This window comes from Pseudoalteromonas sp. CnMc7-15, from assembly GCF_022347925.1.
GTDB lineage: Bacteria > Pseudomonadota > Gammaproteobacteria > Enterobacterales > Alteromonadaceae > Pseudoalteromonas > Pseudoalteromonas ruthenica.
The window spans coordinates 34,787-54,276 of record NZ_JAKRFT010000006.1 but is presented as its reverse complement, the minus strand read 5'-3'; the positions used below and the strand labels follow the sequence as shown (position 1 = coordinate 54,276).

General features: G+C 47.6%; 20 protein-coding genes. 8 read left to right on the top strand and 12 right to left on the bottom strand.

Translation table 11 applies throughout. The features are described from left to right. Positions 1-190: 190 nt before the first annotated feature. The 4 genes from MHM95_RS14955 to MHM95_RS14940 all read left to right on the top strand — a co-directional run bounded on the left by MHM95_RS14955 (position 191) and on the right by MHM95_RS14940 (position 4,630). The gene (locus MHM95_RS14955) at positions 191-1,150 is read left to right on the top strand and encodes a hypothetical protein (RefSeq protein ID WP_239385674.1); all 960 of its coding nucleotides are present in this window, start codon (positions 191-193) and stop codon (positions 1,148-1,150) included. A 490-nt stretch (positions 1,151-1,640) separates the two neighbouring features. Continuing rightward, positions 1,641-2,354, top strand: coding sequence for a fatty acid metabolism transcriptional regulator FadR (gene fadR / locus MHM95_RS14950; RefSeq protein ID WP_022945083.1), 714 nt, complete (start codon positions 1,641-1,643; stop codon positions 2,352-2,354). Positions 2,355-2,634: 280 nt separating this feature from the next. Beyond that, positions 2,635-3,240, top strand: a complete 606-nt coding sequence (locus MHM95_RS14945; protein ID WP_022946413.1) for a peroxiredoxin C — start codon at positions 2,635-2,637, stop codon at positions 3,238-3,240. A gap of 157 nt (positions 3,241-3,397) precedes the next feature. Further along, complete coding sequence (locus tag MHM95_RS14940) at positions 3,398-4,630, top strand: ectonucleotide pyrophosphatase/phosphodiesterase (protein WP_239385673.1); 1,233 nt, start codon at positions 3,398-3,400, stop codon at positions 4,628-4,630. A gap of 71 nt (positions 4,631-4,701) precedes the next feature. On the opposite strand, the gene MHM95_RS14935 is transcribed toward MHM95_RS14940, so the two are convergent. The 5 genes from MHM95_RS14935 to MHM95_RS14915 all read right to left on the bottom strand — a co-directional run bounded on the left by MHM95_RS14935 (position 4,702) and on the right by MHM95_RS14915 (position 8,959). Further along, complete coding sequence (locus tag MHM95_RS14935) at positions 4,702-6,465, bottom strand: DEAD/DEAH box helicase (RefSeq protein ID WP_239385672.1); 1,764 nt, start codon at positions 6,463-6,465, stop codon at positions 4,702-4,704. 304 nt (positions 6,466-6,769) lie between these two features. Beyond that, entirely contained in the window at positions 6,770-7,036 is a 267-nt protein-coding gene (locus MHM95_RS14930) for a GrxA family glutaredoxin (protein ID WP_022946410.1), read from the bottom strand. A gap of 101 nt (positions 7,037-7,137) precedes the next feature. Then, positions 7,138-7,416: a peptidylprolyl isomerase gene (locus MHM95_RS14925; RefSeq protein WP_022946409.1), complete on the bottom strand. Its 279-nt coding sequence runs from the start codon at positions 7,414-7,416 to the stop codon at positions 7,138-7,140. Positions 7,417-7,425: 9 nt separating this feature from the next. Beyond that, positions 7,426-8,448 (bottom strand): galactose oxidase, encoded by a 1,023-nt coding sequence (locus tag MHM95_RS14920; RefSeq protein ID WP_239385788.1) that lies wholly within the window; start codon positions 8,446-8,448, stop codon positions 7,426-7,428. A gap of 22 nt (positions 8,449-8,470) precedes the next feature. Next, on the bottom strand, positions 8,471-8,959 hold the full coding sequence (locus MHM95_RS14915; protein WP_152441030.1) for a TlpA disulfide reductase family protein: 489 nt from the start codon (positions 8,957-8,959) through the stop codon (positions 8,471-8,473). 218 nt (positions 8,960-9,177) lie between these two features. On the opposite strand from MHM95_RS14915, the gene MHM95_RS14910 reads away from it, so the two are divergent. The 3 genes from MHM95_RS14910 to MHM95_RS14900 all read left to right on the top strand — a co-directional run bounded on the left by MHM95_RS14910 (position 9,178) and on the right by MHM95_RS14900 (position 10,519). Next, entirely contained in the window at positions 9,178-9,624 is a 447-nt protein-coding gene (locus MHM95_RS14910) for an Hsp20 family protein (RefSeq protein ID WP_022946406.1), read from the top strand. Between the two features lie 64 nt (positions 9,625-9,688). Continuing rightward, complete coding sequence (locus tag MHM95_RS14905) at positions 9,689-10,033, top strand: Fis family transcriptional regulator (protein WP_239385671.1); 345 nt, start codon at positions 9,689-9,691, stop codon at positions 10,031-10,033. A gap of 9 nt (positions 10,034-10,042) precedes the next feature. After that, positions 10,043-10,519, top strand: coding sequence for an NYN domain-containing protein (locus MHM95_RS14900; RefSeq protein ID WP_239385670.1), 477 nt, complete (start codon positions 10,043-10,045; stop codon positions 10,517-10,519). On the opposite strand, the gene MHM95_RS14895 is transcribed toward MHM95_RS14900, so the two are convergent. The 5 genes from MHM95_RS14895 to MHM95_RS14875 form a co-directional block, all read right to left on the bottom strand. After that, complete coding sequence (locus MHM95_RS14895) at positions 10,505-11,020, bottom strand: hypothetical protein (protein ID WP_239385669.1); 516 nt, start codon at positions 11,018-11,020, stop codon at positions 10,505-10,507. The two genes, MHM95_RS14900 and MHM95_RS14895, sit on opposite strands and share 15 nt — an antisense overlap. After that, positions 11,017-12,204 (bottom strand): peptidylprolyl isomerase, encoded by a 1,188-nt coding sequence (locus MHM95_RS14890; RefSeq protein ID WP_239385668.1) that lies wholly within the window; start codon positions 12,202-12,204, stop codon positions 11,017-11,019. Before MHM95_RS14890 ends, MHM95_RS14895 begins: the two co-directional genes overlap by 4 nt. Further along, positions 12,204-13,223, bottom strand: a complete 1,020-nt coding sequence (locus MHM95_RS14885) for a phospholipase (protein WP_235419924.1) — start codon at positions 13,221-13,223, stop codon at positions 12,204-12,206. The genes MHM95_RS14890 and MHM95_RS14885 overlap by 1 nt, the downstream gene beginning before the upstream one ends. Before the next feature lie 95 nt (positions 13,224-13,318). Beyond that, positions 13,319-14,875, bottom strand: coding sequence for a cryptochrome/photolyase family protein (locus MHM95_RS14880; RefSeq protein WP_239385667.1), 1,557 nt, complete (start codon positions 14,873-14,875; stop codon positions 13,319-13,321). Further along, a complete protein-coding gene (locus tag MHM95_RS14875; RefSeq protein WP_239385666.1) occupies positions 14,868-16,187 on the bottom strand; it encodes a DASH family cryptochrome in 1,320 nt (439 codons plus the stop codon). The genes MHM95_RS14880 and MHM95_RS14875 overlap by 8 nt, the downstream gene beginning before the upstream one ends. A 124-nt stretch (positions 16,188-16,311) precedes the next feature. On the opposite strand from MHM95_RS14875, the gene MHM95_RS14870 reads away from it, so the two are divergent. Further along, a complete protein-coding gene (locus MHM95_RS14870; protein WP_022946398.1) occupies positions 16,312-17,094 on the top strand; it encodes a DUF4124 domain-containing protein in 783 nt (260 codons plus the stop codon). 71 nt (positions 17,095-17,165) lie between these two features. Here the strand turns inward: MHM95_RS14870 and MHM95_RS14865 are convergent, their stop codons facing one another. Both MHM95_RS14865 and MHM95_RS14860 read right to left on the bottom strand, forming a co-directional pair. Beyond that, the gene (locus MHM95_RS14865) at positions 17,166-18,338 is read right to left on the bottom strand and encodes a type III PLP-dependent enzyme (RefSeq protein ID WP_239385665.1); all 1,173 of its coding nucleotides are present in this window, start codon (positions 18,336-18,338) and stop codon (positions 17,166-17,168) included. Positions 18,339-18,494: 156 nt separating this feature from the next. Then, entirely contained in the window at positions 18,495-19,490 is a 996-nt protein-coding gene (locus tag MHM95_RS14860; protein WP_239385664.1) for a DUF4382 domain-containing protein, read from the bottom strand.

The following is a 19,490-nucleotide window of genomic DNA, read 5'->3' as shown; positions in this document are numbered from 1 at the left end:
AGGCCTCTCCAAGTTTACTGTAAGAACTAATTTTCTATGATCTCTGAAGAGCAATTTACATTGAAAAGTTTTCTTTTGCTATCGTTGTTATATCCAAAACCAACGCGCTTCCCTATGTTCATGAAAGTTAGTAATTGAACAGCAGTGCGATGTGGTTGTGTGAGTTTTAAGCAAGATGTTGAGAGGCGCAATGAGCAAGCCAGGTGATGACCTTGAAAAAATTGTAGAAATAATTGAGCGGTCCATATCTCCCACCGCGAAGATAGAGCAGAACGTATTTCTTCCAATACTAACCTCAGTCGAGGGTCATACCGCTCAGTGTGACATTGTTATAAGAAACGGCAACCCTCCAAGGGAAACCTTAACACTGGTAGAAGTACAAGATCGAAACTCCAAAGTTGACATCAATACCTTTCGTGGCTGGTTAGGTAAAATTGATGACGTTGGAGCTCAGCATCTTATCTGTGTTTCTAGAAAAGAATTCCCTTCCAGTATTAAAGAAAAGGTATCACAACGAGGCTCAAAAATATTCCTAGTCACTTTGAAAGAACTATCACCAGAACGAATCCCACTCGAGTTTATAAGTTTCATATTTCGATATCGGCATTTAGACATAAAATCTATAAAGAGCATTCGTCCATTTGTCGGGCCAGGACAAATTGAAAAACTGGGACTAAATCCAATGGCTCATAACCTAGATGACAGAGCATGGTCTTTAGATGGGAAAAATATGATTTCCTTGCTTGAAATATGCAAGAGAAAAATCAGTGTTGAAGATAAGGCCTCTGGTGCAAGCAGATATATCGAAGGCGCAGAGAACATGTCTTTCAGTCTCAATGGCGGCGAAGAGCTCTTCTACGGACATAATGGAAAGCTTGTGCGCATAGGCTTGGAGTGTGAGTTTGAATGGGGATTCGAATATGCTGAAATACCGATGTCTGTAGCTTCTTACGAACAAGACAAGCATGGGGCTTTAGCATGGCTCTTTGAGGTTAAATATAACAGCAAAAGCGGGTTGATCTCGGCGAAATTGCCAGTAGTCAAGCTGGATAACGGGAATTACAAGCTTCTCGACAGCATAATCAACTCTGAATTTGAATATGCTGTCGATGTTATCCCAGTAAATCAGCAACCGCACAAAAGTACATAACAACATATTGCTCTGGACAAATCTGCGCTTCGCTTTGGTTTGCCCCAGATCACGACCTGCACCGTCCGCTTTTGACACTAAGAAAGCATTCGTCTTAGCTCGTTTCTGTCCAAATATGCGTTATGTTCAACGTCTGCTCACACTCAATGTTGGCCTTGAGATCGCTACTAGCGCAAGGCAGTCTCCCCCGCATATGTTAATTACACAACATAGAAACCATCAAACAAACTTCTTCAGCACATTTTCAATCGCTTTTTGTTAGCGCTCATTTAGCCAGAGGCTCCTGCAACTCGAACTTCTAACATCTATAAATAAGGGTTCTGTATTAGGGTTACTCTATAATAAAAATCACATCCTGCCGAATATCCTCATTTGCAATGGCAACTGCCAAACCGTGACTGGGCGAGTGTGCTTGTTAGTTGCTTCGCATCTGGTACAATCAGTATGTTAAGATCAATAACAATATTTTTAGTAGTGAAGTGGACGTTAGATGAGAATATTCAAAGCCAAAAGCCCAGCTGGATTTGCTGAGGAGTACATAGTTGAGTCCATCTGGAACGGCGAGTTTCCGCCTGGCTCAATTCTTCCAGCTGAGCGTGAGCTATCGGAACTGATTGGCGTCACTCGCACTACCTTGCGTGAGGTATTACAACGCCTAGCCCGCGATGGCTGGCTGACCATTCAGCATGGCAAGCCCACGCGCGTGAACAACTTTTGGGAAACCTCAGGGCTGAACATTCTTGAGACCTTGGCCCGTCTTGATGAAGACAAAATGCCAGAGCTGACTGATCAGCTGCTTTCTGCACGTACGAACATCAGCGCCATTTACATGCGCGCAGCGATTAAAATAGACCCAGAACGTGTAAAAGAAATTGTTGCAGATAGAGAAACTGTAGAAGACACAGCGCAGGCCTTCGCTGATTATGATTACCTTGTCCATCACCAATTGGCAGGAGCAGGGAACAATAAAATCTATGTATTGATTTTAAATGGTTTTAAAGGTTTTTACTCTAAAATTGGCTGCCACTATTTCTCTGACCCGCGTACTCGAGAGCTGGCGCGTCAGTTCTATTCAGACTTAGCCGAGCTTGCCGAGCAGCAAGACCACGATGGCGCAATCGCCCTGATGCGTCGCTACGGTCATAAGAGTGGCCAAATCTGGCAAGAAATTCGTGGCAATATGCCCGAAGATATTATGGATTAAATAGCTTAAAAGCCCGCACTAGCGGGCTTTTTTGTGCCCAAGGCAAAGGCGTTGGTGTTAATCAGTTTTATCGATGATAGCTATCGCTAAATGCGATTGTTCTTTTGCGCACAGGGTCAGTACCATATTGCGCAGAATTAGGTGCAACGTGAATTTTACGTGATGGGGTTGGTTTTTGCTTTTTCGTCACTATATTTAGTTGCACATACATAAAATGCTTTGACGCATTTGCCGTCAGAGCCACTGTGTTAACGATAAACTCAAACTATTGGAGATTACAATGGGTGTATTAGTAGGCCGCAAGGCACCAGATTTCACAGCAGCTGCAGTGCTAGGTAACGGCGAGATCGTTGAAGACTACAACCTACACGAAAAAATCAAAGGAAAGAAAGCGGTTATCTTTTTCTACCCACTTGATTTCACATTCGTTTGTCCTTCTGAACTTATTGCTTTCGACAAGCGCTATGAAGAGTTCCAAAAGCGTGGTGTTGAAGTAATCGGTGTTTCTATCGATTCTCAGTTCTCACACAACGCATGGCGTAACACTGCTGTTGCTGACGGCGGTATTGGTAAAGTTAAATATGACCTTGTTGCTGACGTGAAGCACGAAATTTGTCAAGCGTTCGACGTAGAGCACCCAGAAGCGGGCGTTGCTTTCCGTGGTTCTTTCCTAATCGACGAGGAAGGCACAGTACGTCACCAAGTAGTTAACGACCTACCACTAGGCCGTAACATCGACGAGATGTTGCGCATGGTTGACGCACTAGCATTTCACAGCGAGCACGGTGAAGTATGTCCTGCTGGCTGGACTGAAGGTAAAAAAGGTATGGACGCAAGCCCTGAAGGTGTTGCTAAGTTCCTATCTGAAAACGAAGGCGACCTATAAGTCGACCCCAGGTTTCAAGAAAAACCGCGCTTTAGCGCGGTTTTTTTATGCCTGAAAATAGCTCTAAGCCTGTACTACAGTAACTAAAATCGCTACCTTCATCATAACTTCATTCTTCTCAACTAAGATTTTAGTTTTTATAACAAGGATATGTGACATGCGCGCAGTATTTTCTATGGTGCTCTTTTTGTTTTGTAGTGCGGCGGCTTACGGCCAATCGGCTGTTCAAAAGCCCGCCACGGTGATCATTTCCATTGATGGCTTTCGTCATGACTATATTGAGCATTTCGATACCCCGGCGCTGGCCAAATTAAGCCGTCAAGGAGTGCGGGCGCTGCGCATGAAAACGGTTTATCCGAGCAAAACCTTCCCCAACCACATCAGCATCGCCACAGGCCTGCTACCCAGTCATCATGGTATTGTGGGTAACCGCTTTTGTGATAAACAGCGGCAACAATGCTATGCCATGGGCAAAGGGCAGGCCGATACCAGCTGGGTGTCAGGCACGCCACTGTGGAATTTAGCCGAGCTACAAGGGGTGAAAGCCGCCACCTATTACTGGCCGGAATCGGATGCGCGTTTCAATGGCCGCACTGCGTCTTACTTTTATCCGTATTCTAGCCACGGCAAGCAGTCTCATCGTGTAGAGCAAATCATTCAGTGGTTGAAACTACCCAAGCAGCAGCGCCCCAAGCTCATTATGAGCTACTTTTCTGAGGTTGATAGTCTCGGCCACAAGTATGGGCCGAACGCGCCGCAAACCAAAGCAGGGGCCCTAGGAATCGACCGCCTAATTGGTGAGCTGTGGCGCAGAATTAACACCGAGTTAGACACCGAAGTGAACCTGATTGTGGTCTCTGATCATGGCATGAGTGAAGTAAACCCCGATGCCGGCATTGCTTTGGCATCGCTCAACATCGACGATGAATTTCATGTCATTAACTCTGGCACCCGAGTGGCTATTTACCAACATCAAGCGTCTACGCGCGCCTTGCAGGCACTGCGAGAGCGACTGCACAAGCAGGCGGCGGACCAATATCAGGTGATGAGTAACGAGCAACTGGCTCAGTATGGTGTCACTATGGGGCCGAGACAGGCTGATATTGTGCTGCAAACGCGCCCACCGGTGGTCTTTACGCAGCCAGATCATCACTATCTAGGCACCCATGGTTTTATCGATGATGACAATATGGATGCCATGTTCTTAGCTGTGGGCCCAAGTTTCCATCAAGGAAAAACGCTGGCACAGGTGCGTAACCTTGATATTTACCCTATGGTGGCACATATCCTCGGCTTAGAGATACTGACCCCCATCGACAGTGACGGCGCTACCTTGTGGCCAGCCTTGTTGTCACCGCCAAAGCGTGAATCGGCAACGCGCAGCAACTAAGGGTTGTTTCCAGGCTGAAATCCAGGCACAAAAAAACCGCCATAATGGCGGTTTTTTATGTCATTGAAGGCTTATTGAAAGCTCACAGCTTTGCGCTCTTTACGCTGGCCACGGCCTTTAGCGTTAGGGTCGCGGAAACTACGCTTTTTGCCTTCACCGCGTGCTTCACGTGGTGCACGTGCTTCGCTTTGGCTAAGTGTCAGCTTCATAGGACGCTTGCAGATATACACTTTTTGGAAGTGTGCTAGCTTGTCCTCAGGCATGCCTTTTGGCAGCTCAACGGTGCTGTGAGCGTCAAATAAACGAATGTCGCCAATAAACTTGCTGGAGATATCCGCTTCATTAGCAATGGCACCGACGATATTTTTCACCTGGACGCCGTGCTCGCGACCTACCTCAATACGGTACGTATCCATTGGCGTGTTAGCATCACGACGCTCGCGGCGAGGCTTATCACCGTCGCGACGACGATCGCCTTTGCGCTCACTGCGTTCACCGCGCTCTGGACGTTCCTTCGCTTTGATTTCCTCGACCTTCAACGGCGACTGTTGCTGTGCCAGATAAAGTAGCGCGGCGGCTAAGTCACCCTGGCTTAATTGCAACTTGTTACCTAAGGTATTGGCTACTTGCGCAAAGAACTCGCTGTCTTTGTGCTCCAGCGCGGCGGCCACTTTCTTCTCTAGGCCATCAATACGCTTTTGCTCAACGACTTTAGCGCTCGGCAGTTCTACCTGAGCGATATCGCTCTTGGTGTGGCGCATGATGTTCTTAAGTAGGTAACGCTCATTACCCTTAACGAACAAAATAGCTTTACCTTGACGACCTGCACGGCCAGTACGACCGATACGGTGTACATAGGCTTCGCTGTCTTGTGGGATATCATAGTTAACCACTAGGCTGATGCGTTCAACATCTAGGCCTCGTGCTGCCACGTCGGTAGCTATAACAATATCAAGTAAACCATTTTTAAGGCGGTCAACGGTGCGCTCACGCGCCTGCTGGTTCATATCACCGTTTAATGGTGCGGCAGAGAAGCCTTCGCGCTCAAGGAGCTCAGCCAACTGCACGGTGTCGTTACGAGTACGCACAAATACAATGGCAGCATCAAAGTCTTCGGCTTCTAAAAAGCGCACAATGGCTTTGTTTTTGTGTACACGCGCTTGCCAGTACACTTGCTCGATAGTGGATACTGTGCTGTTGCGCGGCGTAATACGCACTTGCTCTGCGTCTTGCAAATAGGTTTTGCAAATAGACTGAATCTGTTTTGGCATGGTCGCCGAGAACAAACAAGTTTGCTTGTCTTCTGGTGTTTGCGCCATGATGCTTTCCACATCATCGATAAAGCCCATGCGTAGCATTTCGTCGGCTTCATCCAATACCAATGCACTTAAGCGTGATAGGTCGATAGATTTACGACTGATGTGATCAAGTAGACGACCCGGAGTCGCGACAATGATTTGCGCACCGCGACGTAGGGCGCTGAGCTGAATACCGTAGCTTTGGCCGCCGTAAAGCGCGAGTACTTCTACGCCCTTAGTAAATTTTGCGTATTGCTCGAATGCTTCTGCAACCTGGATTGCGAGTTCACGGGTGGGAGTAAGCACAAGCACTTGCGGATATTTCGCATCCGCATCCAAGTTATTCAACAATGGTAAGGCAAAGGCGGCGGTTTTACCCGTGCCTGTTTGTGCCATTCCCAATACGTCCTTTTTGTCGAGTAAAAGAGGAATACATTGAGCTTGGATCTCGGAAGGAGTCTCATAACCCAATTCGCTCACTGCTTTTAAAGTAGCAGGAGAAAGGTGTAACGACTCAAAGGTGACTGGTTCTGACATTAAAACGCCTCAGGGAATTCAAAGAGGCGCGCATTGTACAGGAATGAAGCAGTAATTGCTTGTATAAATTACAACTATTTCCTATGTGCTTGGTTTTGTATGAAATTTAACCAATAGTGTTCGTTGAACTTAGATTTAGTCACGGAGAAATCACGTAAATTTAACGGTTTAACGCGTGTGTACTAAGGATATTTTGTTGCTATAAATGCATTAAAAACTGACGGGCCAAAGAGAGTTTGTCAGTTCAAAAATGGCGCGCAGGGGGCAAAAAAAAGCCGAGTATGATCCCGGCTTTTTTATCGTATTAGTCTTGGTATAGACCTAAATTTTCTTTCGCGTAAGCTTCGAATTCAGTGAATCCACCAATGTGCGCCTGATCGATAAAGATCTGCGGCACTGTTTCACATGGTTTGCCGGCTGATTTTTCTAAATCCGCTTTGCTGATACCTTCTTTAACAATATCGATATAGCGGTATTTGAAATCATCGCGGCTTTGCGTCAGTTGCTCGGCAACATCTTTTGCGCGTACGCAGAAAGGGCACCCTTCACGGCCAAAAATAACAGTTAGCATAATTCTCTCCAGTGCAGTTAAAAACGTTAGGTTTGCAGTGTAGCGAGGTTCGTCGCCGGGGTAAAATAAGCAAAAACGATTTCTATATTCGCTAAAAGCGATTAACTACGATAAACGGTTTTAATAAGGTGGTAACCAAACTTGGTTTTCACCGGCCCGTGTACTTCCAATAGCGGTTTTTTAAACACCACATCGTCAAAGGCTTTGACCATAGTGCCGCGCTGAAATTCACCCAAATCGCCGCCACGTTTTTTTGATGGACAGGTGGAGTATTGTTTCGCGAGTTTATTGAAGTCGCCGCCTTTGTCTAACTTGGCTTTGATAGCCAAGCACTCTTCTTTGCTCTTCACTAATATGTGATATGCACACGCTTTTGCCATAACTGCGTCCTAAAATGAATATCGATAAGGGGTGACCACGTCGAGCACCTTTTGCTTTTCGCCCATGCCGCCAATGCGATAGGCGGTGCCTTGGTGACTCAGTAAACCCCGGTGGTCCATGGTGCCCTGTTGGGCATGCTCTAAACGTTGCCAACGATTAGTATCAGTATCGAAACGCCATACCTGATTTGACGGCGAACTGGGTTTACCATTATAGCCGATACCGTTGTAGTTATAAGGGTTAGGGGAGCCCGCCATAAACACCAGCTGGCCATTGATTGTTCCCGCTGCCATACGATAATGACTCTTGCCGGTGGGGTGGCTAATCATACGCCAATCAATTTTTGTTGGCTTGTCGGGGTGGATGATCCCTTTAAAACATTGGGCTTTGCCATCGAAGCCTCGGCGTTTATCAATATAAGCAACGGTTTTTACGCCATCACACACCACCATGATATTACCTTTAATTGCACCGGCGTGACCAAATACCGGCTCGCCTAAAAATGGCGACGCTTGTTGCCAAGTATTATTAGCAATGTCATAGACTTGTACTAAGTTCACGTTGCCATCATTGTGCCAGCCACTGATCAAGTAGATAAACTTGTCTTGGTAATTCAACGCAACGCTATCATCGACAGGCACCGGCATATCCGCTAGGCGCTGGTAGCTGTTGGTTAGCACATCAAAACGATAGGCGTCGGGCGCTGAAATTTCACTGTGATCGTCGGCCACGGTATAGCCACCAAAAACATAAGCGTATGGACCCACTCCCACAGCAGTCGCCGCCAATCGGCCTTTTAATTCGGTACTGGCGGGAACACTTTTTTTGCCTTGCCATTGCCCCTGGCCAATTTTTAATGCCCACACTTTATTGTGTACGTCCTCGTGACTTTTCCCAGCACCTAACCCCATGAAGCTAATGAAATAAGGCCCTTGTTCCGTTGTCACTTGCGCGACCGCATTATTGGTCACTGGCTCGGGTAACGCTGGCAGGGTTTCTGTGGCCCACGTTGGCGCGCAGAGCATGCTCAGCGCCGCGACAAAGCAATGTCGTTTATTCATCTCTACCTCGGTATTTTATGCCTAATTCACTGGAGTAGCCCATAGAGCGGGCAGTTATGCGCAGTGATTCATCAATAACATAATAGGTTGGGAATGCAGATATTTTATATTGCTTGGCGGTTTGTGCGCTACCTAAAAGTACGGGCATGGATAAAGAGAGGTCAGCGACAAAATCTTGCACTTGTTGCTCACTTTGATAATCAAGAGCAATGGCCACAGCGTTAATATCGCCATCATCCATTGCCGATTGTAAGTTAGGCATGGATACCTTGCAGATAGAGCACCATGGCGCAAAAAAGTATACCACGGTGGTTTGCCCTTGGAGTTCTTTGATGCTGTATCGCCCCTGTTCATTGAGTTGTGTTAAGGCAAAGTAAGGCGCGGGGGTGTGATCGGTACTGAGCAGATTGCGCTGTTGGAATGCGCTGACAGCAAAGAAAACGATCGCAATAACAATAATCTGCAATAAAATTTTTTTCATATTTAACTTAAAATTCATAGGCTTAATAAATTAGACCGGATAGTGGGAGAAAAAATTTTGCATCTTTTTCTTGAAAATAAAGACGCTGTCCATACATCAGTTAGTGAGGACGCCGGAAAGGGTCCCAAACTAAGTAAACTTATTGATTTAAAACGTAAATGTTACTTGTTCATCGTGAAAAGTAGCAACTAATATCGCTTAATTATGAGGATATCATTATGCGTACAGTAGATTTATCACCACTATATCGTTCATTCATCGGTTTTGACCACCTTGCATCACTTATGGATGCGGCGGCACGCACCGATAAGCAGCCAAGCTACCCACCTTACAACATCGAGGCATTGGGTAAAGACCAGTATCGTATCACCATGGCGGTGGCTGGGTTCAGCGAAGATGAGCTGAGTATTGAGTCAGAGAACAATACTCTGAAAGTCGCCGGTATTAAGGCTGACAAAGACGACAAGCAAGAGCGAAAATTCATTCATCAAGGTATTGCTGAGCGCAACTTCGAACGTAAGTTCCAGCTTGGTGACCATGTTAAAGTGCTCGGCGCAGGGCTTGAAAACGGGCTCCTAGTCATTGACTTAGAGCGAGAGATCCCTGAAGCCTTGAAGCCACGTAAAATTGAAATAGGCTCTGGCAATTTGCTTGAGAGCAAATAATTTCTAGTCATTCTCCCTGTGTTTACGCCGCCCAACCGGGCGGCGTTTTTGTGTGGATAAACCGATGCGTAAAACTGATAAGAAAAAAGACAACACACTGCGCAAAGCGCTGACCCGCTTTTGTAATGAACATTGTGAGCCGTTGTCAGGTTTTGAGTGGCTGACCCATGTTATAGATTGGCAGCGAGCCGACAACATCAAAGTGATTGTGGTGTTCACCACCGATGAACAGTTACGTTCCTTTTTAGGCTCACAAATGCGCCCGCAATTGGAAGCGCAGTTGATGGCGGTGCTCAAGGCCGAGGACTTAGCTATGCACAACCCGAAAAAACAGATAGTCTACGACACTGAACAGCAGTGCAAAGTAGGCCACAATGGTAACTGGGCACGGCGATTAAGCCACTTTTAGAGAGGATCTATGCCTACAGCGGCCATTTTTGTAGATGTACAAAATATTTATTACACCTGCCGTGAGAGCTTTGCGCGCAATTTTGACTACAACGCCTTTTGGCGCGAGGTAAGCGCTAAGTACGAAATAGTCACCGCCATCGCTTATGCCATTGATCGTGGCGATAGCAAACAACGAGAATTCCAAAATATCCTCCGAGCCATTGGCTTTGAGGTCAAGCTGAAACCTTATATTCAGCGTGCTGATGGTTCGGCTAAAGGCGATTGGGATGTGGGTATCACCCTTGATGCTATGGAGCATGGAACGCAGACGGATACCACCATTTTACTCTCTGGTGACGGTGATTTCGATATGCTCGTCGCCAAGCTACGTCATAAACGTAATAAGCGCGTCGAAGTGTACAGTTGTGCGCCGTTGACGGCGACATCTTTGATCAATGCCGCCAGCCATTTCCGCGCTATAGACGATACGCTATTGTTGGGCTAATTGCTCTTCCAGCTGTTGTTTGGCTTGCTCTAAGGCGGCAATTTTATCCCGAGCAAACTGCAGCTGTTCCGGCGAGATGCCTTCTCGCTCTCCCCGCGCTAGCCAAGTTTTAAGGAGCGCGACTTTATCTTTTGCGGCACTGATATAGGCGCGTTTAAAGTCGTTGTGTTGGCGCTGCTGGTAGCGCTGATAAGCTTGGTGATCGCGCAAATCACCTTGATAAACGTCGTCTTGTTGCCGGTCTTTGGCGATAGGAGGCACATATTCTGGCTCTGTGATAGGCGCATGAGCGCTTATCTGTTTAGGGGGGTCAACGGCTTGCGAATACTGTGTTTTACTCTGGCGAACAGAGACCGCCTCTTCGGCTGCCACTGAGGGGGTATCACGCACTGGCAGCAAGGTGGGCGAGCCGCTGCGGGCTTTGATAGCCCCAGCATCGGCGCTCAAATACCAGGCTAGAGCGCCTATGAGCAGTATTAAAAGCACTGTGACTCGTTTCATCCGGCTGCCTCCATGTGCGCGCGCCACGCCTTAAACTGTGCTTCATAGTTCTGCTGTGCCAGCTCCTTAGCGAGTGCCTCAATGGCTTGGTAACGCACCGTTTCACTGTTTTTAGCATAGTATTCATAGGCTTTTTCCGTGCTCATTAGTACTAGCCACTTGTTTGCAGGCGTGCGTACTGGGCGCGATAAGGTATCTGTTGGCAACGTGAATGCCAGTTGCTTGGCAAACACCGGGGCGCTGTCGTTATCGCGACTTAATACGCTATTTTGTTTGCCGAATACATTTTCTTTGTCGCCCATTGCGCTAATAAAACCCTGACTTTTGGCTTGTTGATAGAACTTTTGCGCTTGCTCATGCTGATCAAACTGAACACCGTAAGCTCGTACCTTGGCAATATAGCGAAAGCGCTCGCGGTGACGCTCATAATAGGCAACGATATCTTGCTCTTTGATGTCCTGTTTGAGGCGCTCCAGCTCACCGCTGCTGCCGTGCATGGTTTGTTGTACGCCGAGCTCGGTTAAGAGGCTAGGGCGAAGGATATCTGCCAAAGCGATGTTTTGTAGGCGCTCAAGGCTGAGCTGATGGCTCTTGAGCAGAGGGCTCACCAATAGGGCGCTTTGACGAAATCGATGCCAACGTTGCAACTCGCTATGAAATACGGACATGTCACCTTGATGCAACTTATATTTTATCTGCATCGACATGCTCTGGTAAAAATCTGCCATGTTCAAGGTGTTGGATAATGCCGTGGCATCCAGTAGCTTGATGCCTGCGAGCTTATTCACAGTGGCGCCCTCAAGAGCACCATCGGCCGGGTAGGGGCCCAGTGTGCGGCGTAACCAATCATCATTGTAAGCGGGGTTAAGCGCCAACGGCGCTATGGCATTGTCGTCTAACCAGCCTTGAGCCTGCCAAGCGCTCAGTAAGTAGCGGCGCACATGATAGTGATTGTTGAAGCCCACGGTAGCTTGGCGAACCACTAATGATGGAAAACGCTGATGTGCTTGGTGTAGCAAAAAAGCATTCTCCACCAACCTTTGACGGGTGTGCGCCGCTAAATCGGCACTGTGTTGTTGGTATACAGTGCGCATAAAGCGCACTTCAGCATTGCTCGGCAGTTGCGAGAATGACGAAAAAGATAGGCCAATAAGGCCTATCCAGATAAAAATCCTGAACCCCATTAACGCTGCTCCATGGCATGGTTAAGCAGGTGCACGACCATGGCAATAGCATGAGGAATAACAAGGCGTCCGGTGTTGACCCGATCGTAGTGATCTTCAGAGTTAAGTACGATGCCGCCTTGAGCGTAACTAAACGCCCCCCCTTGCGTGAGGAGTGGGCGAATATCTTGTTGTTGTGGGTCAAGGGCGCTAAAGCTATCCATGGCATCACGCACTAAGCTCATATCATTGAGCTGCTCTTGGTCATAATAGTCTTTTACCCAACCCTCCCAACTAGAATGGTTAAGTGCTGAGGTTGTCCAGGTATGGTGTGGTTGCAATAAGTCTGTGGTGTGGAAGACAAATCCCAGCACCTGCGGGTTGCCGCTTTGCAGATAGCTTTGATACCAGTACTGGCCCAGATTATCTAAAGGTTGGAAGGGCATATCCTCAAAGTCATCGTACATGCTGTATTGTGAGTGGCTATCGATACGATAGTTGCGCTCGGTGACGCCATAGCTATTGTATTTGCTACTGTCGGCATTGAACCAACCGGTCTCACCACCTTGACCATCATCGAGGTAGTCTCCCTTGAGCCATGTGGCGGCTAGTTTATCTACATCGCCCCAGACCGTGAGCTTTTGGTAATTGTAGCCGCCAAAATCATTGCCGTGCACATCGGCACCTTGGCTGTGATTTTGAAAGTGCCAATAACTGGTGTATTTAACGATGCTTTTCGCAGCACCCCAAAGTGGCGCTTGTACGCACGACCCAGTTATTGCACCGCAAAAAAAGGTATCTTCAAAGTCATCCACATCATAAGCTGACTGGCCCAGTAAATCGGCGAGAATGTCCACCGACATATTGTTTTGTTGTGCATACTGCTCAAGCTCAGCATAGGCTGTGGTATTCGGATTCTGCTGCATATAAGCAACGGCATCGATAACGATACGCTTATGGGTCTCTTGGCTAAAAGCATGTGCTTGGCTGGTGGCCGCACTTGCTATCAGCAGTGCGGCAATAAGGTGTTGTTTTTTCATAATGTTCCCGTTTTTTAAATGGTAGCTGTATTAAAATGGGAACGTCTTACATTGAGGTTACATGAATGTTAATTATTTGATCTATTTTTATGTCTTTATAATTTCTCTACATTATCGATGCACCACTGCGCTCGTTCTAACACCTGCTGTTGCTGGCGTTTATCTTGTTTATCCCAATTTCGGTATATCATGCCGATGCGGTGATTATCACCGAAGCGCTCACGGTGGCGAACCATAAAGTGCCAGTAAAGACTGTTAAATGGGCATGCCTGCTCGCCTACTTTTTCGCGAACGTTATAGTGGCAGTGTTTGCAGTAATCGCTCATTTTGTTGATGTAGTTGCCACCACTGCTGTAAGGTTTGGTAGCAATAATGCCGCCGTCGGCAAATTGGCTCATGCCCCGAGTGTTGGGCATTTCCACCCATTCAATGGCGTCTACATAAATACCTAAGTACCAGGCATCGACGGCATCGGGGTCAACACCAAGTAGTAAGCAAAAATTGCCGGTGATCATTAAGCGCTGAATATGGTGGGCGTAGGCATAATCAAGGCTTTGGCCAATAGCGTGGCTAAGACAGGCCATATTGGTTTTTCCATGCCAGAAAAACTCCGGCAGTGGCGCCGAGGCCTCGAGAGTATTTAACGAGCTATATTTGGGCATGTTAGCCCAATAAATCCCACGCACATACTCACGCCAACCGAGGATTTGTCGAATAAAGCCTTCAACCTGAGCTAGGTTTATGGCGCCATCACTTTGCTCATAGGCCGAAGTGGCCGCGTTGATCACTTGCATGGGGTGCAGCATTTTACTGTTTAGCGCGAATGATAACCGGCTGTGATAAAGGCTCCACTGGCTGTCACTTTGACAGGTCATGGCGTCTTGGAAGGTACCAAAACAAGGCAGTAAGTGGTCACAAAAATAGCGCAGTAATTGCTTGGCCTGTTTGCGGCTCACAGGCCATAATAGCCTGTCACTGCCTTGACCTATAGTACTTACCTTATGGCGGGTGATGCGCTCTTTGATGCTACGCACATCGTTGTCAAAGCACAGTGGCTGAGGCAGCTCGGCGAGGTCTTGTTGGTTTAGCTTATTGCGATTTTCTTTATCAAAATTCCACCGCTCCCCCAAAGGCTTGTCGCCCTGCATCAACACCTTAAAGCGTCGGCGCATTTTACGGTAAAACTGCTCCATAGTGTGATGGGTGTCGGCCTGAAAGTAATCGCTCAGCTCATTAAAGCCCAACAAGAAGTGTTCACTATCATAGGCGTTCAAGGTGATGTCTGCACCGAGGTTTAAGTCGCGCAGTTGCTCATATAAGCGATATTCATCAGGCAGTTGGTAGCTGAGGGTATTGGCACTAAAGCGCTTCACCTGCGCCTTGAGTAGGTGCGCTAAATCATCGTAACCCTGTGTATCATCGAGAGTCAGATGAAGAACACGGTGCCCAGCTAATTCCAGGGCTTCGGCAAAGCGAGCCATAGCAGCGAAAAAAGCACACACTTTTTGAATATGATGCTGGGTATACTGCATTTCTTGGTGTAGCTCAGCAATGATATACAGTACATCGTCGCTCTTGTGCTCAAACCAGCTATGTTGCGCATTTAACTGATCGCCGAGAATAAGGCGGATTTCTTTGTAGCTTTCACTCATGAGTCACGCCTTGTTGGGGCCAGCCGGTGTAATCTTGATAGTCGATGTCGCTTTGGCTCGCTTCGCCTTGCCAACGGCTAATAAACTCGCCATCGGGATCAAATTGCTGTTGTTGTTTCGCTAGATTGAAATGACGGCCGCCACGAGGGTCGGCGCCTACGCCCGCGATATATTGCCAATTGCCATAGTTGCTGGCGCTGTCGTAATCAATCAACATACGCTCAAAATAGGCGGCGCCATAACGCCAATCAAGATTGAGTTCGTTGACAAAGCAGCTAGCAACAATTTGTCTGCCCCGATTGGACATCCAGCCGGTGGTATTAAGTTCATGCATCAGGGCGTTAACCAACGCATAGGGGGTGTTGCCTTGGCACCACGCTTGGTAGCGCTGAGCGTAAAAGCTGGTTTGTGGCTTAGCGCCATTGGCGCCTGCAAAACAATATAATTGCTTACCTTGTTTTATAGCCAGCCACTGAAAGTACTCGCGCCACAATAGTTCAAAGTAAATCCAGTACGTTGATTCGTTGGCACCGTGCTGTGCTTCATAGTTACGCAATTTGCTCAGCATCAGGCGTGCACTTAAAGCGCCGTTTGCTAACCAAGGTGACAGTGCCGTCGAAAAGTGCTGACCTTGAAGCGCGTTGCGCGTTTCTTTATAGCGACTGGGTGCATCCGTAGCAAAATAGTTCTCAAGCGCTTGCGCAGCGCTTTGTGCAAACCAAGGCGTGAGTACAGAGGTGGATGCATCACCTTGGACATAAAGGTTTTGCTTAACGGGGACGCTAGGAGCAAGCTGTGTTGGCGCTGCAAGCGGTTCATCGGCACTTAGCTCAGACTCAACGGCTTTGCGGAATTGACTAAAGGTGCTGGGTAGCTCATCCACAGGGCCTGGGAGTTGTGCCAAGGTGAACAGCGTATGATCATGATCTTGAATCAGCTCAATAGCGTTGTAGCGCTCTTTAATATGAGCGATAGCCATTCGCTCATCCCAGCCATGCTGATGCCCTACGCCTAGGTGAGTGATGTCATGAACGCCAACCAGTTCGTCGAGTGTCTTAAGATTATCAATGCAGCACAGTGAGTGATGATAAGGCGCTAGCGCTTGGCCTAGGTGGTGTAATGTTTGCTCAACAAATGCAGTGCGCGCAGGCCCTTGCTCGCGAGCATTGTAAATGGCGCGCGATGGCACAGTGAGAGTGTGCAACGGACAATACGCCAATATAAGCCGATCAACTTGTGAAGATAATCGCCTAAGTGTCTGATTGTCTTCTAATCTCAGATCGTGATAAAAAAGATAGAGCCCCGTTTTCATGGTGCACCTCGGTTATTACGAATACCGCTGTGGTACGTTTGAACGCCGCACATGGATCCTTCGCATGTGGCTATGCATCAGCTAGACTTGAGATAGGTACGCGCTCTGGCGCTTAGGAGAAAAAATGATTCGCTTGTTTGTTATAACAGTGTTTACCGCCGCTTTACCGGTGAGTGCTGGCACCACAGTATATCAATGCACCAAAAATGGCACTGTAGAATTTTCGCAGCTCCCTTGCTCTAAAGATGCCAAGACAGTGGTGGTTAATACCATTGCCGCCGACACTTCAAGCGCAGATAAGCCACAAAGCGACAGTGATATTGAGGGGTATATACGCAATCAGCAGGCGGATAAAGAAATTGCCCAGCACCGCGATAAAATAGAGACTTACACACGTCAAATGCAAGAAGAAATTGCGCGCTTGAAAGATCAGTCAGATGCCCAAGTTAATAACCTCACTGGAGCTGAAAAAGACCAAGCCATTGCCAAAGAAATGGAGGCGGTGAGTAAGCGTTATCAAGCGTTGATCGATCGGGAACAAATGCATATTGACCGTTTGCTGGCCCAAAAAGAGATCTTTAAAGACAGTGCAGCAAATGCCCCAGACAGCATCGACAGTTTTATTCGCTTGCAGCAAATTGACCGCGATATGCGCCAGCATCTGGATAAAATTGACACCTATCACACGCGTTTAGACAATGAATTAGAAGCGCTGCAAGGGGAAGCGGCGCAAACTCCGGATAACCTCGTTGATGCTACTTATGACAATGCCTTGTCGCAACGTATGTCAGCAGTGACGGCTAAGTACACCACCTTAATTGATGTTGAACAAAAAGGGTTGGCGCGCCTATCTCAAGAGCGCGCCGAATTAATGCAAAAAGCCAAGGAAAACAAAGACACGAACTGATACCCACCAGCGCGATTCTGAGACTCGCGCTGGTGGAGTAAGGTTAGCTTTTGAACTTCAGCTCTAGAGGGCTAACCCAATTGCGCCATGCTCAGTGCACTATCGACACTAATAACAGGCGCTTTGGCGAAGAAATTAAAATCAGTGCTCGTTGTCCATGTATAAGCGCCCATATTAGCGGTAAATACTCGCTCGCCATCCTGCAGTTGCGCCATACTCACATGCTCTGTAATGACATCTATGCTATCGCAGGTTGGCCCCGCTAAAACACACGGCTGCTCTGGGGCTTGGTGCAAAGTGTAAAAGCGTTGCGCAGGCTCGCCGTACACGCGGCCGCTAAACGCACCATATACGCCATCATCCATATAATACCAAGGCTTACCGCCGCGCAGGCTTTGGCCCATTACACTCATTACGTGCACCATGGCCGAGGCAACAATATAACGACCAGGTTCTGCAATAAAATGGGTGGTTTGCGGCCACTGCGCCAATGCTTCGCGAATGGGAGCACAATAGCTATCGATATCAATGTTGTCGTTTTGATAACTCACCGGAAAGCCACCACCAATATCCAGTGTATTCATGGCAGGCAAACCCGCGCGCCGAGCTAATTCAAAGACTTCTTTACATTGCTCTATTGCTGCCACGTATTTATGAGGATCGCGTGTTTGTGAGCCTACATGGAATGACAGCCCGCGCACGCGAATACCCATGCTATGAGCTTGTTGCAACAATGGCAAAGCTTGTGCTGGTGTTACGCCAAACTTTTTCGACAAATCAGCAGCCGCATCTTCATTTAAGAAGCTTAAGCGCAGTAATAGCTCAACCTCATGGTTATAAGGCGCAAACTTATGTAACTCATTGGCACAGTCGAATACAAAGGTATTGCACCCATAAGCCAAGGCCTGCTCAATATCGGCCACGCGCTTGACCGGGTGAGTGTGAATGGTTTTACTTGCTGGCACAGCACACTGAGCCACCACATCCACTTCACCATTGGTCGCGAGGTCAAAACTACCGCCCAGCGCGTCTAAGACACGTACCACATCTGCATGAGGTAGGGGCTTTAGAGCATAGTGTAAAGTCACCCCCGGAAGCGCAGCATGAAGCGCTAGGTAGTTCTCGCGAACACGGTCAATATCCAGCACCAGTAAAGGGGTACCGTATTGATTGGCAAGTTGGTCGGCTTGTACGAATTGCTCGGTAAATGAGTGAGCAGGAGCTCGCAAAGAAGAAACAGACATAATAACTCCAAAATTGAATTTGGATAGTTACTCTTCGCCTTGGCTGGAGGGCTGTACTAGGATTGGCTATCGAATTAAAGTGGCGCAATAATAGTTAAATTATCGCGCCATGCAAGCAAAAATTTAAAATATTCTTAGTCTTTAATTTTCAATAGCTTATTGGGCTATGTCAAAGGTAACTTGAGCGTCTTCACCGCTTGTCACCGTGACTGTCTGTTGCTGATACAGCGTAAACGACTCATCGAGGATTTCGGCGTCATCAATGTGTGCAGCACAAGTGTAGGCTAGCTGATATTCACCTGGAGCGACAAAGCCGATTTCGAACTCATAACGTTCATCTTCCTCATCGTAGCTCACGCCACCGGTCGCGATAGGTGCATCAGCCGCAACCGTTTCGCCGTCAAGGTACAAATCTTTAGGCTCACTGACATCGCTATTATAGAGATATACGGCATGACCGAACCCCCCGGTGGCAGGCGCGATATCTGCATTGTCAGTTTCGCAGTTTTGTACCAACTGCTGGCTAACTACACCCTCGATATCTTCCACTTGGGCAAGGTTTTCTAGGCGAATTCCTGTGGGTTTAAGCTTAACTTCGTTACTGTTACTTGGGTTGACCAAAGATTTTTTCAGGTCAAACTCAAGCACGAAGTCGTTGTCACCACTGACCAAAGTGAAGTCATTAATTTGAATTTCACCGATGCCGTCATTGCCCTTACGGGTGACGACAAGTGGCACGACAGTGTCATCGTTATAAACCAGATGTGAAGTCATCTCGATATTGGCCATGTCGCCATTGACTATATCAGCGCGTAGCCATTCATAGTCACCGGCAGCAACAAGCTCATCATCGATAAGCGCAAACACATCATCACCAGTGTAGTCCAGTAAGTTTACCATCACGGGTTGATCTGGGTTCTCTTCAGAGCGGGTCTCAAAGGTTGGCATCTCACCATCGCCCGCGTTCAAGGTAATGCTGTCAAAGGCAACCCACACTGCTTTAACGTTACTTACTGGCGCATCAGATACGCCTAACGAGAATTCTGCTTGTGTCGGCTCTGGGTTGGTGATGTTGTCGTCATTATCGTCCGAACCCCCACAGCCACTAAGTAAAACGGTGCTAATTGCACTCGCAAGAATCAGTTTATTCAT

What these genes read in the sequence shown, in the direction of transcription:
- MHM95_RS14955 (WP_239385674.1), top strand. Translation starts at nt 191, where the DNA reads ATGAGCAAGCCAGGTGATGACCTTGAAAAAATTGTAGAAATAATTGAG.
- fadR (WP_022945083.1), top strand. Translation starts at nt 1,641, where the DNA reads ATGAGAATATTCAAAGCCAAAAGCCCAGCTGGATTTGCTGAGGAGTAC.
- MHM95_RS14945 (WP_022946413.1), top strand. Translation starts at nt 2,635, where the DNA reads ATGGGTGTATTAGTAGGCCGCAAGGCACCAGATTTCACAGCAGCTGCA.
- MHM95_RS14940 (WP_239385673.1), top strand. Translation starts at nt 3,398, where the DNA reads ATGCGCGCAGTATTTTCTATGGTGCTCTTTTTGTTTTGTAGTGCGGCG.
- MHM95_RS14935 (WP_239385672.1), bottom strand. Translation starts at nt 6,465, where the DNA reads ATGTCAGAACCAGTCACCTTTGAGTCGTTACACCTTTCTCCTGCTACT.
- MHM95_RS14930 (WP_022946410.1), bottom strand. Translation starts at nt 7,036, where the DNA reads ATGCTAACTGTTATTTTTGGCCGTGAAGGGTGCCCTTTCTGCGTACGC.
- MHM95_RS14925 (WP_022946409.1), bottom strand. Translation starts at nt 7,416, where the DNA reads ATGGCAAAAGCGTGTGCATATCACATATTAGTGAAGAGCAAAGAAGAG.
- MHM95_RS14915 (WP_152441030.1), bottom strand. Translation starts at nt 8,959, where the DNA reads ATGAAAAAAATTTTATTGCAGATTATTGTTATTGCGATCGTTTTCTTT.
- MHM95_RS14910 (WP_022946406.1), top strand. Translation starts at nt 9,178, where the DNA reads ATGCGTACAGTAGATTTATCACCACTATATCGTTCATTCATCGGTTTT.
- MHM95_RS14905 (WP_239385671.1), top strand. Translation starts at nt 9,689, where the DNA reads ATGCGTAAAACTGATAAGAAAAAAGACAACACACTGCGCAAAGCGCTG.
- MHM95_RS14900 (WP_239385670.1), top strand. Translation starts at nt 10,043, where the DNA reads ATGCCTACAGCGGCCATTTTTGTAGATGTACAAAATATTTATTACACC.
- MHM95_RS14895 (WP_239385669.1), bottom strand. Translation starts at nt 11,020, where the DNA reads ATGAAACGAGTCACAGTGCTTTTAATACTGCTCATAGGCGCTCTAGCC.
- MHM95_RS14890 (WP_239385668.1), bottom strand. Translation starts at nt 12,204, where the DNA reads ATGGGGTTCAGGATTTTTATCTGGATAGGCCTTATTGGCCTATCTTTT.
- MHM95_RS14885 (WP_235419924.1), bottom strand. Translation starts at nt 13,223, where the DNA reads ATGAAAAAACAACACCTTATTGCCGCACTGCTGATAGCAAGTGCGGCC.
- MHM95_RS14880 (WP_239385667.1), bottom strand. Translation starts at nt 14,875, where the DNA reads ATGAGTGAAAGCTACAAAGAAATCCGCCTTATTCTCGGCGATCAGTTA.
- MHM95_RS14875 (WP_239385666.1), bottom strand. Translation starts at nt 16,187, where the DNA reads ATGAAAACGGGGCTCTATCTTTTTTATCACGATCTGAGATTAGAAGAC.
- MHM95_RS14870 (WP_022946398.1), top strand. Translation starts at nt 16,312, where the DNA reads ATGATTCGCTTGTTTGTTATAACAGTGTTTACCGCCGCTTTACCGGTG.
- MHM95_RS14865 (WP_239385665.1), bottom strand. Translation starts at nt 18,338, where the DNA reads ATGTCTGTTTCTTCTTTGCGAGCTCCTGCTCACTCATTTACCGAGCAA.
- MHM95_RS14860 (WP_239385664.1), bottom strand. Translation starts at nt 19,490, where the DNA reads ATGAATAAACTGATTCTTGCGAGTGCAATTAGCACCGTTTTACTTAGT.